This window comes from Pseudomonas sp. AFG_SD02_1510_Pfu_092 (assembly GCF_003331055.1).
Lineage (GTDB): Bacteria > Pseudomonadota > Gammaproteobacteria > Pseudomonadales > Pseudomonadaceae > Aquipseudomonas.
In genome coordinates this window covers 30,244-45,434 of sequence record NZ_PUQD01000011.1, presented here as the reverse complement: position 1 = coordinate 45,434, position 15,191 = coordinate 30,244, and the positions used below count along the sequence as shown (strand labels likewise).

The 15,191-nt window shown below is 64.1% G+C and carries 15 protein-coding genes; 14 read left to right on the top strand and 1 reads right to left on the bottom strand.

Annotated elements, in window-relative coordinates:
- The first annotated feature begins 98 nt into the window (after nt 1–98).
- The 7 genes from C6A77_RS07720 (at nt 99) to ispD (ending at nt 7,814) form a co-directional block, all read left to right on the top strand.
- Complete coding sequence (locus tag C6A77_RS07720; protein WP_114168918.1) at nt 99–1,046, top strand: acetyl-CoA carboxylase carboxyltransferase subunit alpha; 948 nt, start codon at nt 99–101, stop codon at nt 1,044–1,046.
- Between the two features lie 141 nt (nt 1,047–1,187).
- Complete coding sequence (gene tilS, locus C6A77_RS07710) at nt 1,188–2,471, top strand: tRNA lysidine(34) synthetase TilS (protein WP_114168917.1); 1,284 nt, start codon at nt 1,188–1,190, stop codon at nt 2,469–2,471.
- A 269-nt stretch (nt 2,472–2,740) separates the two neighbouring features.
- Nucleotides 2,741–4,369 (top strand): CTP synthase, encoded by a 1,629-nt coding sequence (locus C6A77_RS07705; protein ID WP_025337984.1) that lies wholly within the window; start codon nt 2,741–2,743, stop codon nt 4,367–4,369.
- 3 nt (nt 4,370–4,372) lie between these two features.
- The gene (gene kdsA / locus C6A77_RS07700; protein ID WP_114168916.1) at nt 4,373–5,218 is read left to right on the top strand and encodes a 3-deoxy-8-phosphooctulonate synthase; all 846 of its coding nucleotides are present in this window, start codon (nt 4,373–4,375) and stop codon (nt 5,216–5,218) included.
- A gap of 153 nt (nt 5,219–5,371) precedes the next feature.
- Nucleotides 5,372–6,661: a phosphopyruvate hydratase gene (eno, locus tag C6A77_RS07695; protein WP_016712919.1), complete on the top strand. Its 1,290-nt coding sequence runs from the start codon at nt 5,372–5,374 to the stop codon at nt 6,659–6,661.
- Between the two features lie 167 nt (nt 6,662–6,828).
- On the top strand, nt 6,829–7,110 hold the full coding sequence (gene ftsB, locus C6A77_RS07690; protein WP_114168915.1) for a cell division protein FtsB: 282 nt from the start codon (nt 6,829–6,831) through the stop codon (nt 7,108–7,110).
- The gene (ispD, locus tag C6A77_RS07685) at nt 7,107–7,814 is read left to right on the top strand and encodes a 2-C-methyl-D-erythritol 4-phosphate cytidylyltransferase (RefSeq protein WP_114168914.1); all 708 of its coding nucleotides are present in this window, start codon (nt 7,107–7,109) and stop codon (nt 7,812–7,814) included. The genes ftsB and ispD overlap by 4 nt, the downstream gene beginning before the upstream one ends.
- 132 nt (nt 7,815–7,946) lie before the next feature.
- Here the strand turns inward: ispD and C6A77_RS07680 are convergent, their stop codons facing one another.
- On the bottom strand, nt 7,947–8,843 hold the full coding sequence (locus tag C6A77_RS07680; RefSeq protein WP_114168913.1) for a LysR substrate-binding domain-containing protein: 897 nt from the start codon (nt 8,841–8,843) through the stop codon (nt 7,947–7,949).
- A 107-nt stretch (nt 8,844–8,950) separates the two neighbouring features.
- Between C6A77_RS07680 and C6A77_RS07675 the strand changes: the two genes are divergently transcribed.
- From C6A77_RS07675 to C6A77_RS07645, 7 genes are all read left to right on the top strand, one after another.
- Nucleotides 8,951–10,063, top strand: a complete 1,113-nt coding sequence (locus C6A77_RS07675; protein ID WP_016485227.1) for an S-(hydroxymethyl)glutathione dehydrogenase/class III alcohol dehydrogenase — start codon at nt 8,951–8,953, stop codon at nt 10,061–10,063.
- An 8-nt stretch (nt 10,064–10,071) separates the two neighbouring features.
- Nucleotides 10,072–10,926 carry an S-formylglutathione hydrolase gene (gene fghA, locus C6A77_RS07670; protein ID WP_114168912.1) on the top strand — a complete coding sequence of 285 codons (855 nt, stop codon included), beginning with the start codon at nt 10,072–10,074 and terminating at the stop codon, nt 10,924–10,926.
- A gap of 175 nt (nt 10,927–11,101) precedes the next feature.
- On the top strand, nt 11,102–11,575 hold the full coding sequence (gene ispF, locus C6A77_RS07665; protein ID WP_114168911.1) for a 2-C-methyl-D-erythritol 2,4-cyclodiphosphate synthase: 474 nt from the start codon (nt 11,102–11,104) through the stop codon (nt 11,573–11,575).
- Nucleotides 11,572–12,630, top strand: a complete 1,059-nt coding sequence (gene truD, locus C6A77_RS07660; RefSeq protein ID WP_114168910.1) for a tRNA pseudouridine(13) synthase TruD — start codon at nt 11,572–11,574, stop codon at nt 12,628–12,630. The genes ispF and truD overlap by 4 nt, the downstream gene beginning before the upstream one ends.
- Nucleotides 12,618–13,367, top strand: a complete 750-nt coding sequence (gene surE, locus C6A77_RS07655; protein WP_114168909.1) for a 5'/3'-nucleotidase SurE — start codon at nt 12,618–12,620, stop codon at nt 13,365–13,367. The genes truD and surE overlap by 13 nt, the downstream gene beginning before the upstream one ends.
- 35 nt (nt 13,368–13,402) lie before the next feature.
- Nucleotides 13,403–14,041 carry a protein-L-isoaspartate(D-aspartate) O-methyltransferase gene (locus C6A77_RS07650; RefSeq protein ID WP_161959656.1) on the top strand — a complete coding sequence of 213 codons (639 nt, stop codon included), beginning with the start codon at nt 13,403–13,405 and terminating at the stop codon, nt 14,039–14,041.
- Between the two features lie 220 nt (nt 14,042–14,261).
- Nucleotides 14,262–15,119, top strand: coding sequence for a peptidoglycan DD-metalloendopeptidase family protein (locus C6A77_RS07645; protein WP_114168907.1), 858 nt, complete (start codon nt 14,262–14,264; stop codon nt 15,117–15,119).
- The last annotated feature ends 72 nt before the right edge of the window (nt 15,120–15,191 follow it).

Here is a 15,191-nt window from a genome sequence, read left to right as displayed (position 1 = left end):
AAATTTAATCTCGACCTGAATGCGCCTGATCCCTTAAGGTATGGCGCCAAACGGATCAACCGGCCGGCCGCCTGGCCGTAGACCCAAGACGGATGACTATGAACCCGAATTTTCTCGATTTCGAACAGCCGATTGCCGACCTGCAAGCCAAGATCGAAGGCCTGCGCCTGGTAGGCAACGACAACTCGCTGAACATCAGCGATGAAATTGCCCGTCTGCAAGACAAAAGCAACACCCTGACCGAAAGCATCTTCGGCAACCTGACCAGCTGGCAGATCGCCCGCCTGGCCCGTCACCCGCGTCGTCCCTACACCCTGGACTACCTCGAGCACATCTTCACCGAGTTCGAAGAGCTGCACGGTGACCGCCACTTCTCCGACGACGCCGCCATTGTCGGTGGTACCGCCCGCCTGGACGGCAAGCCGGTCATGGTCATCGGCCACCAGAAGGGCCGTGAAGTGCGCGAGAAGGTGCGCCGCAACTTCGGCATGCCGCGCCCTGAGGGCTACCGCAAGGCTTGCCGCCTGATGGAAATGGCCGAACGTTTCAAGATGCCGATCCTGACCTTCATCGATACCCCGGGCGCCTACCCGGGCATCGACGCCGAAGAGCGCAACCAGAGCGAGGCCATCGCCTGGAACCTGCGCGTGATGGCGCGCCTGAAAACCCCGATCATCGCCACCGTGATCGGTGAGGGTGGTTCCGGCGGTGCACTGGCCATCGGCGTGTGCGACCAGTTGAATATGCTGCAGTACTCGACCTACTCGGTGATCTCGCCGGAAGGCTGCGCCTCGATCCTGTGGAAGACCGCCGACAAGGCAGCCGACGCCGCCGAGGCCATGGGCATCACTGCCGAGCGCCTGAAGAGCCTGAATATCGTCGACAAGGTTATCCCTGAGCCGCTGGGCGGCGCGCACCGTGACCCGGCGAAGATGTCGGAAAGCATCCGTGCCGACCTGGTGCAGCAGCTGGACATGCTCGGCAAGCTCGACCACGACGCGCTGCTGGCCCGTCGTTACGAGCGCCTGATGAGCTACGGTATCTGATAGCGAGATCAATAGCACCGGCTTTGCCGGTGTTCGCGGGTGAACCCGCTCCCACAGGTACTGCGCAGCCCTCTGGAACGGCGCGATCCCTGTGGGAGCGGGTTCACCCGCGAATGCTTTCTCGAATGGAGTGCGGGTTCGATGATCAACCTCACCCCCTGGCTGAACGCCCCCGCCTGGTACATCGCCTTCTCCGGCGGCCTCGATTCCACTGTCCTCCTGCACCTGCTGGCCGACTACGCCCGCCACCACCCAGCACCCCCGCTGCGCGCCATCCACATTCACCATGGCCTGCAATCCGCCGCCGACGCCTGGCCTGCGCACTGCCAAACCGTCTGCGAGCGACTGCGTATCGACCTGCAAGTCGTGCACGTCCAGGTCAGGCCCTGCGCCAGCCTCGAACAGGCTGCCCGCGACGTCCGTTATGCCGCCTTCAGCCAAGTGCTTGGCCCAGGCGACATCCTGTTCACTGGCCAGCACCGCGACGACCAGGCCGAAACCTTGCTGTTGCGCCTGCTTCGCGGTGCCGGCCTGCGTGGCCTGGCAGCGATGCCGGCGCAGCGGGCGCTGGGGCAGGGCAGCCTGGTGCGGCCATTGCTGGGTTGTTCCCGGCAACAACTGCAAGACTATGCCCAGGCTCAACGGCTGAGCTGGATCGAAGACCCGTCGAACGCCGACACGCAATTCGCCCGCAACTACCTGCGCGGCGAAGTGTTCCCGCAGCTGCAGCTGCGCTGGCCCCAGGCCGGGCAAAACCTGGCCCGTGCCGCGGAGCATCTTGGCGAGGCGCTGGGCCTGCTCGACGAGCTGGCCCGGGGCGACCTGGCGCAGGCGCAGGAGGGCGCGCCCGTAGCGTGGCCGGGCCTGGATTCGCTTGACCTGGCAACCCTCACGGCGCTGTTGCCGGCCCGTCAGCGCAATGCCTTGCAGTACTGGCTGAGCCGGCGCACCCGCTTGCCCGACACCCGGCACTGGGCTGGCTGGGCCGACCTGTGCAATGCCGCCGCCGATGCCCGGCCTGTCTGGCGGCATGCCGACGGTCAGCTGCTGCGTAGCCAGGGGCGCATCTGGTGGTTGAGCGGCGACTGGTTGCAGCAGCCGCGCGGCGAACAGGCCTGGGTGAACCCCGCACTACCCTTGCTGCTGCCGGGCAATGGCAGTGTGTGTGTTACCGGCGCAGCGGCGGCGGGGGGCTTGCGCATTGCCTATCGCCAGGGCGGTGAAGTGCTGGACGTCCCCGGCCGCGGTCGGCGTGATCTCAAGCGCCTGCTCAACGAACAGCAGGTACCGCATTTCCTGCGACCGCGCCTGCCATTACTGTTTCATGGCGAACGCCTGCTGGCCGTGGCCAACCTGCCCGGGCTGGTGCAGGCCGATTGCCAGCTGCACTGGCAGTTGCCGACGAACGCGCAAGGTTTGAGCTGAAGGGTACATTCGGGTAGACTACCCTCCCTTCTTGATACAGCTTCTGTGGGTTCCGCGAAAACACAGGGGTTGCCGATTACCAAGCAGTTTTTTGCTGGGCTGATTCTGAAAATGACGAGCGAGCTCCATGCCGGGGATACCCCTGGTCTGTACAGACGCGGCAGTTTTTCGAGATGCACTGTGATTGACGCAGGTGATCGGGGGCTTCGGCCTTCCTTCGCTTTCTCCGGCGGCGCTGGCCGCCTTAACGCAGACTTCTAGGGTTTTTCATGACGCGCTACATATTCGTCACGGGCGGTGTTGTTTCTTCATTGGGGAAAGGCATTGCCTCGGCTTCCCTGGCGGCCATCCTGGAAGCGCGGGGCCTGAAGGTCACCATGCTCAAGCTGGATCCGTACATCAACGTCGATCCGGGCACCATGAGCCCGTTCCAGCACGGTGAAGTGTTCGTCACCCACGATGGCGCCGAGACCGACCTCGACCTGGGCCACTACGAGCGGTTCATCCGCACCACCATGACCCAGAACAACAACTTCACCACCGGCCGCATCTACGAGCACGTACTGCGCAAGGAGCGTCGTGGTGATTACCTGGGCGCGACCATTCAGGTCATCCCGCACATCACCGACGAAATCAAGCGTCGCATCATCAAGGGTGCCGGCGATGCCGATGTGGCCCTGGTGGAAATCGGCGGTACCGTGGGCGACATCGAGTCGCAGCCGTTCCTCGAGGCCATTCGCCAGCTGCGCGTCGAAGTGGGCTCCAAGCGCGCCATGCTGATGCACCTGACCCTGGTCCCGTACATCGCCACCGCTGGCGAGACCAAGACCAAGCCGACCCAGCACTCGGTCAAGGAACTGCGCTCCATCGGCCTGCAGCCTGATGTGCTGATCTGCCGCTCCGACCACCCGGTCGATGCCTCGTCGCGTCGCAAGATCGCGCTGTTCACCAACGTTGAAGAGCGTGCGGTGATCTCGCTGGAAGACGTCGACACCATCTACAAGATTCCTGGCGTGCTGCACGCTCAGGGCCTGGACGATTTCGTCGTCGAGCGCTTCGGCCTGCAGTGCAATGGCGCCGACCTGTCCGAGTGGGACAAGGTGGTCGATGCCAAGCTCAACCCGGAGCACGAAGTGACCATCGCCATGGTCGGCAAGTACATGGAGCTGCTGGATGCGTACAAGTCGCTGATCGAAGCGATGAGCCACGCCGGCATCACCAACCGCACCAAGGTCAACCTGCGCTACATCGACTCGGAAGACATCGAGAACCAGGGCACCAGCCTGCTCGAAGGCGCCGACGCCATCCTCGTTCCGGGCGGTTTCGGCCTGCGTGGCGTGGAAGGCAAGATCACTGCGGTGCAATACGCCCGTGAGAACAAGGTGCCATACCTGGGTATCTGCCTGGGCATGCAGGTGGCGGTAATCGAGTTCGCCCGTAACGTGATGGGCTGGAAAGACGCCAACTCCACCGAATTCGACCGCAACAGCGGCCACCCGGTGGTCGGCCTGATCACCGAATGGGCCGATGCCACCGGTGCCGTCGAGACCCGCAGCGAAGCCTCCGACCTGGGCGGCACCATGCGCCTGGGCGCACAGGACTGCCAGCTGGCGGCCGGTTCCAAGGTGCACGACTGCTACGGCAAGGATGTGATCACCGAGCGTCACCGCCACCGCTACGAAGTGAACAACAACCTGCTGCCGCAACTGGTCGACGCCGGCCTGGTGGTTTCCGGCCGTTCCGAAGACGGCGCGCTGGTGGAAGTGGTCGAGTCCAAGGACCACCCATGGTTCGTCGCCTGCCAGTTCCACCCGGAATTCACCTCGACCCCGCGTGACGGCCACCCGCTGTTCAGCGGTTTCGTCAAGGCAGCCCTGGCTCAGAAGAACAAGGCCTGATCAATGACCCAGAAGATCATTCGCGTCGGTAACATCGAGATCGCCAACGATAAGCCGTTCGTCCTGTTCGGCGGCATGAACGTTCTGGAATCCCGTGACCTGGCAATGAAGGTCTGCGAAGAATACGTGCGGGTGACCGAGAAGCTCGGTATCCCGTATGTGTTCAAGGCCAGCTTCGACAAGGCCAACCGTTCGTCGGTAACCTCGTACCGCGGCCCGGGCATGGAAGAAGGGCTGAAGATCTTCGAGGAGATCAAGCGCACCTTCAACGTGCCGGTCATCACCGATGTGCACGAGCCTTACCAGGCCGAGCCGGTTGCCAAAGTGTGCGACATCATCCAGCTGCCGGCCTTCCTGTCGCGGCAGACCGACCTGGTGGTGGCCATGGCCCGCACCGGCGCGGTGATCAACATCAAGAAGGCGCAGTTCCTCGCACCCCAGGAAATGAAACACATCCTGAGCAAGTGCGAAGAGGCGGGTAACGACCAGTTGATCCTCTGCGAGCGTGGTTCGAGCTTCGGCTACAACAACCTGGTGGTGGACATGCTCGGCTTCGGCATCATGAAGCAGTTCGAGTACCCGGTGTTCTTCGACGTCACCCACGCCCTGCAGATGCCGGGTGGTCGCGCCGATTCCGCCGGTGGCCGCCGCGCCCAGGTCACCGACCTGGCCAAGGCCGGCATGAGCCAGGGCCTGGCCGGGCTGTTCCTCGAAGCCCACCCCGACCCGGACAACGCCAAGTGCGATGGCCCATGCGCCCTGCGCCTGGACAAACTGGAGCCATTCCTGGCCCAGCTCAAGCAACTGGACGACCTGGTGAAAAGTTTTCCGACGGTAGAAACCGCGTAAAGCTCGATTCTCGGGTAAAGTACCGTCCGATCCACCCCTGACCAGTCGGTCAGGGGTTCCCTTCACCCGGCCTGCCCACTGCATGTCCGCCCGGTGAACGGCAAGAATTTCCTAAGCTAAGTTGTTTTCGTCAATTCTGGAGTGCTTACAACAATGGCAAAAATCGTCGACATCAAAGGTCGTGAAGTTCTCGATTCGCGTGGCAACCCCACCGTGGAAGCCGATGTACTGCTCGACAACGGCATCATCGGCAGCGCCTGCGCGCCGTCCGGTGCTTCCACTGGCTCGCGCGAAGCGCTGGAGCTGCGTGATGGCGACAAGAGCCGTTACCTGGGCAAGGGCGTGCTGAAGGCCGTCGCCAACATCAACGGCCCGATCCGTGACCTGCTGCTGGGCAAGGACCCTGCCGACCAGAAGGCCCTGGACCGCGCCATGATCGAGCTGGACGGTACCGAGAACAAGGCCAAGCTGGGCGCCAACGCCATCCTCGCCGTGTCCCTGGCTGCCGCCAAGGCCGCTGCCCAGGACCAGGACCTGCCGCTGTACGCGCACATCGCCAACCTGAACGGCACCCCGGGCCAGTACTCGATGCCGGTGCCGATGATGAACATCATCAACGGTGGCGAGCATGCCGACAACAACGTCGACATTCAGGAGTTCATGGTTCAGCCGGTTGGCGCCAAGACCTTCTCCGACGGCCTGCGCATGGGCACCGAAATCTTCCACCACCTCAAAGCCGTGCTCAAGGCCCGTGGCCTGAACACCGCCGTGGGTGACGAAGGTGGCTTCGCGCCTAACCTGGCGTCCAACGAAGACGCCCTCGGCGCCATCGCCGAAGCCGTGGAAAAAGCCGGCTACAAGCTGGGTACCGATGTGACCCTGGCCCTGGACTGCGCGGCTTCCGAATTCTACGAAGACGGCAAGTACAACCTGTCCGGCGAAGGCAAGTCGTTCGACGCCGAAGGCTTTGCCGAGTACCTGAAGGGCCTGACCGAGCGCTTCCCGATCATCTCGATCGAAGACGGCCTGGACGAGTCCGACTGGGCTGGCTGGAAAATCCTCACCGACAAGATCGGCGAGAAAGTCCAGCTGGTGGGTGACGACCTGTTCGTGACCAACACCAAGATCCTCAAGGAAGGCATCGAGAAGGGCATCGGTAACTCGATCCTGATCAAGTTCAACCAGATCGGCTCGCTGACCGAAACCCTGGAAGCCATCCAGATGGCCAAGGCTGCCGGCTACACCGCGGTGATCTCGCACCGTTCCGGTGAAACCGAAGACTCGACCATTGCCGACCTGGCCGTGGGTACCGCTGCCGGCCAGATCAAGACTGGCTCGCTGTGCCGTTCCGACCGCGTTTCCAAGTACAACCAGCTGCTGCGCATCGAAGAGCAACTGGGTGCCAAAGCGGTTTACCGCGGTCGTGCCGAGTTTCGCGGCTAAGCAAGAGATGGTAAAAAGACAGCAGCCGGATTTGTAGGAACGTTCGTACTGATCTTTCCTACGTTACAACGGGTTTCTGTCGACGAAGCCTGGCCTCGGCCAGGCTTCGTGCTATTCAGGCCCCGAAGTAAACAGTACCCGGCAGCCTTTTTAACCTGGATAACGTGATGCGCAGTCCCTATTGGTTGTTCCTCGTCCTGCTCCTGTTGCTGGGAGGCTTGCAGTACCGCCTGTGGGTGGGTAACGGCAGCCTGGCGCACGTGACCGAGCTGAAGCAGCAGATTGCCGAGCAGCATGCCGAGAACGAGCGCCTGCTCGAGCGCAACCGCGTGCTCGATGCCGAAGTGCTGGAACTGAAAAAAGGCATGGAGACCGTTGAAGAGCGGGCTCGCCATGAATTGGGAATGGTCAAAGAGGGCGAAACCCTCTTCCAGTTGCCACAGAAATGATCGAAACCTTACCGGCTTTCTGGGCCGTGATTCCTGCTGCGGGCGTCGGTGCCCGCATGGCTGCCGACCGCCCCAAGCAATACCTGGAGCTGGCCGGGCAGACCCTTCTCGAGCACAGCCTCGACTGTTTTCTTGGCCACCCCGCGCTCAACGGCGTGGTGGTCAGCGTTGCCGATGATGACCCGTACTGGCCTGGCCTGCGCTGCGCCAGCGACCCGCGCATCCAGCGCGCGGCGGGTGGGCGCGAGCGTGCCGACTCGGTGCTCAACGCCTTGTTGCTGCTGCATGCCCGCGGGGCGGCGGACAGCGACTGGGTGCTGGTGCACGATGCGGCCCGGCCGAACCTGGCGCGCAGCGACCTGGACAAGCTGTTGTCGGCGCTGGCCGACGACCCGGTGGGCGGCCTGCTGGCGGTGCCGGCACGCGACACGCTCAAGCGGGCCGATGGCAATGGCCGGGTGAGCGCGACCGTGGACCGCAGCACCATCTGGCAGGCGTATACCCCGCAGATGTTCCGCCTCGGGGCGTTGCACCGGGCGCTGGCCGAATGCCTGGTGGCGGATGTGCTGGTGACCGATGAAGCTTCGGCCATCGAATGGTCCGGCCAGGCGCCGCGGCTGGTCGAAGGTCGCAGTGACAACATCAAGGTGACCCGGCCGGAAGACCTGGAATGGTTGCGCCAGCGTTGGGCCGGGCGGCGCTGAACCTCATACTCCTGTCCCGGCCCTTTCGCGGGTGAACCCGCTCCCACAGGGATTCCACAGATTTAATACCTGGTGGAGATCCTGTGGGAGCGGGTTCACCCGCGAAGAGGCCGGGACAGGCAGCACATCCTTTCAGCCGAACCGATACTCCGGCAACCCCGCCAACCCTTCCTTCAGGTAATCCACCAGCCGCCGAACCTTCGGCGACAGGTGCCGCTGCTGGGGATACAGCGCCCACACCGCAGTATTCGGCGGCTGGTGCGCTTCCAGCAATGACACCAGCGCGCCGCTGTGCAAATGCTCCAGCACGTAGTAATCCGGCAACTGGCACAAGCCCATGCCCAGCAACGCCGCATCCAGCACCGCCTGCCCGCTGTTGCAACGCCAGTTGCCCTGCACCCGCTGGCTGATTTCGCGACCATCCTGCTGCAGTGCCCACACATCCGAACTGCCCACCAGGCAATTGTGCCGCGCCAGCTCTGACAGGCTGTGTGGTCGACCATAACGCTCCAGGTAGGCCGGCGAGGCACACAGGTACATGCGCCGCGGCGCCAGCCGGGTAGCCACCAGCCGCGAGTCGGCCAGGCGACCCAGGCGAATGGCCAGGTCCATGCCTTCATGCACCAGGTCGAGGGTGTGGTTGCTCAACTCCACATCCACCCGCAACTGCGGGTACAGCGCCATGAACCGCGTTACCAGCGGCACGATGAAGCGCTCGCCGTAGGCCACCGCGCAGGTCATGCGCAGCAAACCTTTGGGCTCGCTGGCCAGGTCGCCCATGGCGCGCAGGGCTTCCTCGCGGCCATCCTGCAGGCGCTGGCAGTGCTGCAGGAAGGTCTGCCCCGCCTCGCTCAGGGTGACCCGCCGGGTACTGCGGTACAGCAAGCGTGTCTGCAACCGTTCCTCGAGGCGGGCGATCTGCCGGCTGATGTGCGACGAGGAAACCCCCAGGCGCTCGGCGGCCGCGGTGAACTGGCCCGACTCGGCCACGGCGACGAACTCGTCGATGCCTTCCCAGCGGCTGCTCATGGATTATCCCTGTGTGGCAATAATGTTTTGTCTTCGGCCGGATTATTCATCAAAAGACACTGAATTACACTGCCAGACTGAATCGACCCTCTGTCTGGAGACCTTTGATGATCAAGTCCCGTGCTGCCGTAGCCTTCGAAGCCAAGAAACCCCTGGAAATCGTCGAAGTCGACGTGGCCATGCCCAAGGCCGGGGAAGTGCTGCTGCGCGTGGTCGCCAGCGGTGTCTGCCACACCGACGCCTACACCTTGTCCGGTGCCGACCCGGAGGGCATCTTCCCGTCGATCCTCGGCCACGAAGGCGGCGCGATCGTCGAGGCGGTAGGCGAGGGCGTGACCTCGGTCGCCGTCGGTGACCATGTGATCCCGCTGTACACCCCGGAATGCGGCAAGTGCAAGTTCTGCCTCTCGGGCAAGACCAACCTGTGCCAGGCCATCCGAGCCACCCAGGGCAAGGGCCTGATGCCGGACGGCACCACGCGCTTCTCCTACAAGGGCCAGCAGCTGTTCCACTACATGGGGACCTCGACCTTCTCTGAGTACACCGTGCTGCCGGAAATTTCCGTGGCCAAGATCCAGAAAGAAGCACCGCTGGAAAAGGTCTGCCTGCTCGGCTGCGGCGTCACCACGGGTATCGGCGCGGTGCTCAACACTGCCAAGGTCAAGCCGGGTGACACCGTGGCCATCTTCGGCCTCGGCGGCATCGGCCTGTCGGCGGTGATCGGTGCGGTCAAGGCCAAGGCCGCGCGCATCATCGCCATCGACATCAACCCGGCCAAGTTCGAAATCGCCCGCCAGCTGGGTGCCACCGATTGCATCAACCCGAAAGACTACGACCGCCCGATCCAGGAAGTGATCGTCGACCTCACTGACGGCGGCGTGGACTTCTCCTTCGAGTGCATCGGCAACGTGCAACTGATGCGGGCGGCGCTGGAATGCTGCCACAAGGGCTGGGGTGAGTCGGTGATCATCGGCGTCGCCGGTGCCGGCCAGGAAATCGCCACACGTCCGTTCCAGCTGGTCACCGGCCGGGTATGGCGTGGTTCGGCGTTCGGCGGCGTACGTGGCCGCAGCGAGCTGCCAAGCTACGTGGAAATGTCCGAGAAGGGCGAGATTCCGCTGGATACCTTCATCACCCACACCATGGGCCTGGAAGACATCAACAAAGCCTTCGACCTGATGCATGAAGGCAAGAGCATTCGCAGCGTCATCCACTTCTGAGGTCTGCCATGAGCCTGGATAACATCTCCTGCCAGAAAAGCTTCGGCGGCTGGCACAAGCGTTACCGGCATCACTCCAAGGTGCTCGGCTGCGACATGGTGTTCGCCGTCTACCTGCCACCGCAGGCCGAGCAAGGCGAGAAGCTGCCGGTGCTGTACTGGCTCAGCGGCCTTACCTGCACCGACGAGAACTTCATGCAGAAGGCCGGCGCCCAGCGCCTGGCCGCGGAGCTCGGGCTGATCATCGTCGCCCCCGACACCAGCCCGCGCGGCGAGCAGGTGCCGGGCGACCCTGACGGTGCCTGGGACTTCGGCCTGGGGGCCGGCTTCTATCTCAATGCCACCCAGCAGCCGTGGGCCACCCACTACCGCATGCACGACTATGTGGTAGAGGAGTTGCCCGCACTGATCGAGGCGCACTTTCCGGCCTCGGGCGCGCGCAGCATCAGTGGCCACTCCATGGGCGGGCATGGTGCGCTGGTATGCGCGTTGCGCAACCCGGGGCGCTACCGTTCGGTATCGGCGTTCTCGCCGATCAGCAACCCGATGGACTGCCCATGGGGCGAAAAGGCCTTCAGCCGCTACCTGGGTGAAGACCGTGCGCGCTGGCGCGAATGGGATGCCAGCGTGCTGCTGGCGGACACGCCTGCCGGCGAGTGCCCGCCGTTGCTGGTAGACCAGGGCGACCGCGATGACTTCCTCGAGAAGCAGCTCAAGCCGGAAGCGCTGGAGCAGGCGGCACGCAAAGGCGGGCATGAACTGACCCTGCGCCTGCAGCCAGGTTATGACCACAGCTACTACTTCATCGCCAGCTTCATCGAGGAGCACCTGCGTCATCATGCGGTGGCGCTGGGGCGGGTGTAACGCGTAGCTGCTGGGTTTGCTTCATCGCCGGCAAGCCAGCTCCCACTCGACCGCATAGACCTCTAGCCCTGTGCAGTTCCTGTGGGAGCTGGCTTGCCGGCGATGGGCTGCGAAGCAGCCCCAATCTCTCAAAAGCAGGTAGAATCACGCCCTGACTCATTCAGGGCGTTTTTCTATGCGTATTGGCCACGGCTACGATGTGCACCGTTTCTGCGACGGTGATTTCATTACCCTGGGCGGGGTGCGTATCCCCCACAAATACGGCCTCCTGGCCCACTCCGATGGCGACGTGCTGCTGCACGCCCTGAGCGATGCCTTGCTTGGCGCTGCCGCGCTGGGTGACATCGGCAAGCACTTCCCCGACACCGACCCGCAGTTCAAGGGCGCTGACAGCCGCGTGCTGTTGCGTCATGTGCTCGGCATCGTCCAGGGCAAAGGCTGGAAGGTCGGCAACGTCGACGCCACCATCGTCGCCCAGGCCCCGAAGATGGCCCCACACATCGAGACCATGCGCCAGCTGATCGCCGAAGACCTGCAGGTCGAACTGGACCAGGTCAACGTCAAGGCCACCACCACCGAGAAGCTCGGCTTCACCGGCCGCGAGGAGGGCATCGCCGTGCATTCGGTCGCCCTGCTGTTGCCAGCATGACCGAACTGGAACTGCTGGGCCCGCGCGCATCGGGCGAGTCACTGGGCACTGCCGTCCTCAAGGCGGTGGCGGAAGATTTCCAGGTCGACGAAGTGCTGGACATCCCGTTGGCGGGCCAGGGTGAACACCTGTGGCTGTGGGTCGAAAAACGTGACCTGAATACCGAAGAGGCTGCCCGCCGGCTGGCCCGTGCTGCCGGCGTGCCCGTACGCAGCATCAGCTACGCCGGGCTCAAGGACCGCCAGGCGCTGACCCGCCAGTGGTTCAGCCTGCACCTGCCGGGCAAGGCCGACCCGGACCTGTCGCGTGCCGAGGATGCCAGCCTGCGTGTGCTCAAGCAGGTGCGCCACCAGCGCAAGCTGCAGCGCGGTGCGCACTCGGCCAACGGCTTCACCCTGCGCCTGACGGCGCTGGCAGCCGACCACCAGGCGCTGGATACGCGCCTGGAACAGCTCAAGCAGCACGGTGTGCCGAACTATTTCGGTACCCAGCGCTTCGGCCACGCCGGTGGCAACGTTCATGACGCCCTCGACTGGGCCGCACGCCAGGCCCTGCCCGAACAGCGCAACGTGCGCTCGCGGCTGCTGTCGGCCGGGCGCAGCTACCTGTTCAACCAGCTGTTGGCGGCGCGTGTCGCCGATGGCAGCTGGGCGCGGGCCCAGGTCGGCGATCTGCTGGCGTTCACCGACAGCCGCAGTTTCTTCCCGGCGGGGGAGGCGGAATGCAGCGACCCACGCCTGGCGATTCTCGACCTGCACCCGACCGGCCCGCTGTGGGGTAACGGCGATTCACCGGCCAGCGGCGCCACCGCGCAGCTGGAAAACGCCGTCGGCGCGCGTCTGCCGGCACTTTGCCAGTGGCTGGCGCGCGCGGGCATGGATCACGAACGGCGCATTCTGCGGCTCCCTATTGGCGGCCTTACGTGGCATTATCCCGAGCCTGATATCCTGCAACTGGAATTCGTCCTTCCGGCCGGATGCTTCGCCACCGTGGTGGTGCGCGAAGTCGTGGATCTGGTGTCGGCAGGGCAGACGGACAGCCCATGCGTATTCTGATTTCGAACGACGACGGTGTTACCGCACCCGGCCTCGCCGCGCTGCACGCTGCGCTGGCGGATTACGCCGAGTGCGTGGTGATTGCCCCGGATCAAGACAAGAGCGGCGCCAGCAGTTCGCTGACGCTGGACCGGCCACTGCACCCGCAGACCCTGGCCAATGGCTTCATCAGCCTCAACGGCACGCCGACCGACTGCGTGCACCTGGGGCTCAATGGGCTGTTGCCGCAGACGCCGGACATGGTCGTGTCGGGGATCAACCTCGGTGCCAACCTGGGCGACGATGTGCTCTATTCGGGTACCGTCGCCGCTGCGCTGGAAGGGCGTTTCCTCGGTGGTACCTCGCTGGCGTTCTCGCTGTTGTCGCGCCAGCCGGACAACCTGCCGACCGCGGCGCATATCGCCCGTCGCCTGGTCGAGGCGCAGTCGCGCCTGGCCTTGCCGCCGCGCACCGTGCTCAACGTCAACATTCCCAACCTGCCGCTGGAGCACATTCGTGGCATCCAGCTCACCCGCCTCGGTCATCGTGCGCGGGCGGCGGCGCCGACCAAGGTGGTCAACCCGCGCGGCAAGGAAGGTTACTGGATCGCCGTGGCCGGTGACGCCGAAGACGGCGGCCCGGGCACCGACTTCCATGCGGTGATGCAAGGCTACGTATCGATCACTCCGCTGCAGCTCGACCGCACCTTCAGTGATGCCTTCGAACAGCTCGACGGTTGGCTGGAGGGCCTGCTCTGATGCGCGAGGACGACATGCTGCGGCGTGGTATCGGCATGACCTCCCAGCGTACGCGGGAGCGGCTGATCCAGCGCCTGAGCGAAGAAGGTGTCGCCAACACCAAGGTGCTCGACGTGATCCGGCGTACACCGCGCCACCTGTTCGTCGACGAGGCGCTGGCACATCGCGCCTACGAAGACACCGCGCTGCCGATCGGCCACAACCAGACCATCTCGCAACCGTTCATGGTGGCCCACATGAGCGAGCTGCTGCTCGAAGCCGGGCCGCTGGACAAGGTGCTGGAGATCGGCACCGGTTCGGGCTACCAGACGGCGATCCTCGCCCAGCTGGTCGAACGGGTGTTCTCGGTGGAGCGGATCAAGGTGCTGCAGGACCGGGCCAAGGAGCGCCTGGTCGAGCTGAACCTGCGCAACGTGGTGTTCCGTTGGGGCGACGGTTGCGAGGGCTGGCCGGCGCTGGCGCCATACAACGGCATCATCGTCACCGCAGTGGCAGCAGAAGTGCCGCAGGCACTGCTCGACCAGCTGGCGCCAGGCGGGCGCATGGTCATCCCGGTGGGGCCAGCCGGCGAAACCCAGCAACTGATGCTGATCGTGCGTGAGGAGCATGGCTTTTCGCGCCGCGTACTTGGGGCCGTGCGCTTCGTACCGCTGCTCAACGGTCCGCTGGCCTGAGCATTGCCGGCCTGCGCACTGCGGGCAGGCGCCACGCGGTATTTTTGTGCCAACGGCGAATTCCTGCCGCGCCGCCCTGTCTATCTGGCGGGGTGTGGCGCCAGGGCTTGGCCACAGCCTTCTGCACCTGCCTGCCAATAGCGGCCGGCTTGGTTATAATTGCAACAATATTGCATTTCTTGTCTTCATATCGATTTTCGGCACCATGAGGGGAGCGCGGGTGGGTCACACAGTCATTCGGCAGCGCAAGGACGGCTCGGGTTTCAAGCTTCTGGTGATTGCACTGGCCATGGGCACGCTACTGGTGGGTTGCTCGAGCACCAGCAGCAACAGCGCGCGGGTGGTCGACCGCAATAACACCGTGCCCAAGCGCCCGGCGGTGACCAGTGGCCAATACATCGTCAAACCTGGCGATACGCTGTTCTCGATTGCCTTCCGTTATGGCTGGGATTACAAGGAACTGGCCGCGCGCAACGGTATCGCTGCGCCTTATACCATTCGCCCCGGGCAAGCGATTCGTTTCAGCAGTGGCTCTGGCGGCACTACCACGGTGGTGTCCAGCCCCTCGTCTTCGAGCAAGACCACGGTCACCCGGCGACCGGTGGGCAGCACCGCCCCGGTGCCAGCGGGCAGCAGCAAACCGGCCACGCCGGCAGCCTCCGGCAGCGCGCCGGTAGTGGCTAGCGTGCCGGCTGCCGAGCGCGCGGTCGGTGGCTGGACCTGGCCTGCCAACGGCGTGCTGATTGGAAAATTCGCTTCAAACGGTAGTTTGAATAAAGGCATTGATATCGCCGGTGATTTGGGACAGCCTGTTTTTGCTGCGTCTGATGGGGCAGTGGTCTACGCCGGGAGTGGCTTGCGGGGCTACGGCGAGCTGGTCATCATCAAACACAGCGATACCTACGTCAGTGCCTACGGTCACAACCGCAGGCTGTTGGTTCGGGAGGGGCAGCAGGTCAAGGCAGGGCAGTCGATTGCTGAAATGGGGTCTACAGGCACAGATCGGGTGAAGCTGCATTTCGAAATTCGCCGCCAGGGCAAACCCGTCGATCCGCTCCAGTTCCTGCCACGTCGTTGACCGTTGTACCCGGCCTGTTCCTGCGATGTAGAGGGGACAGGCTCTAGCGCTGCCAGGGAACCAGGTGCCGCT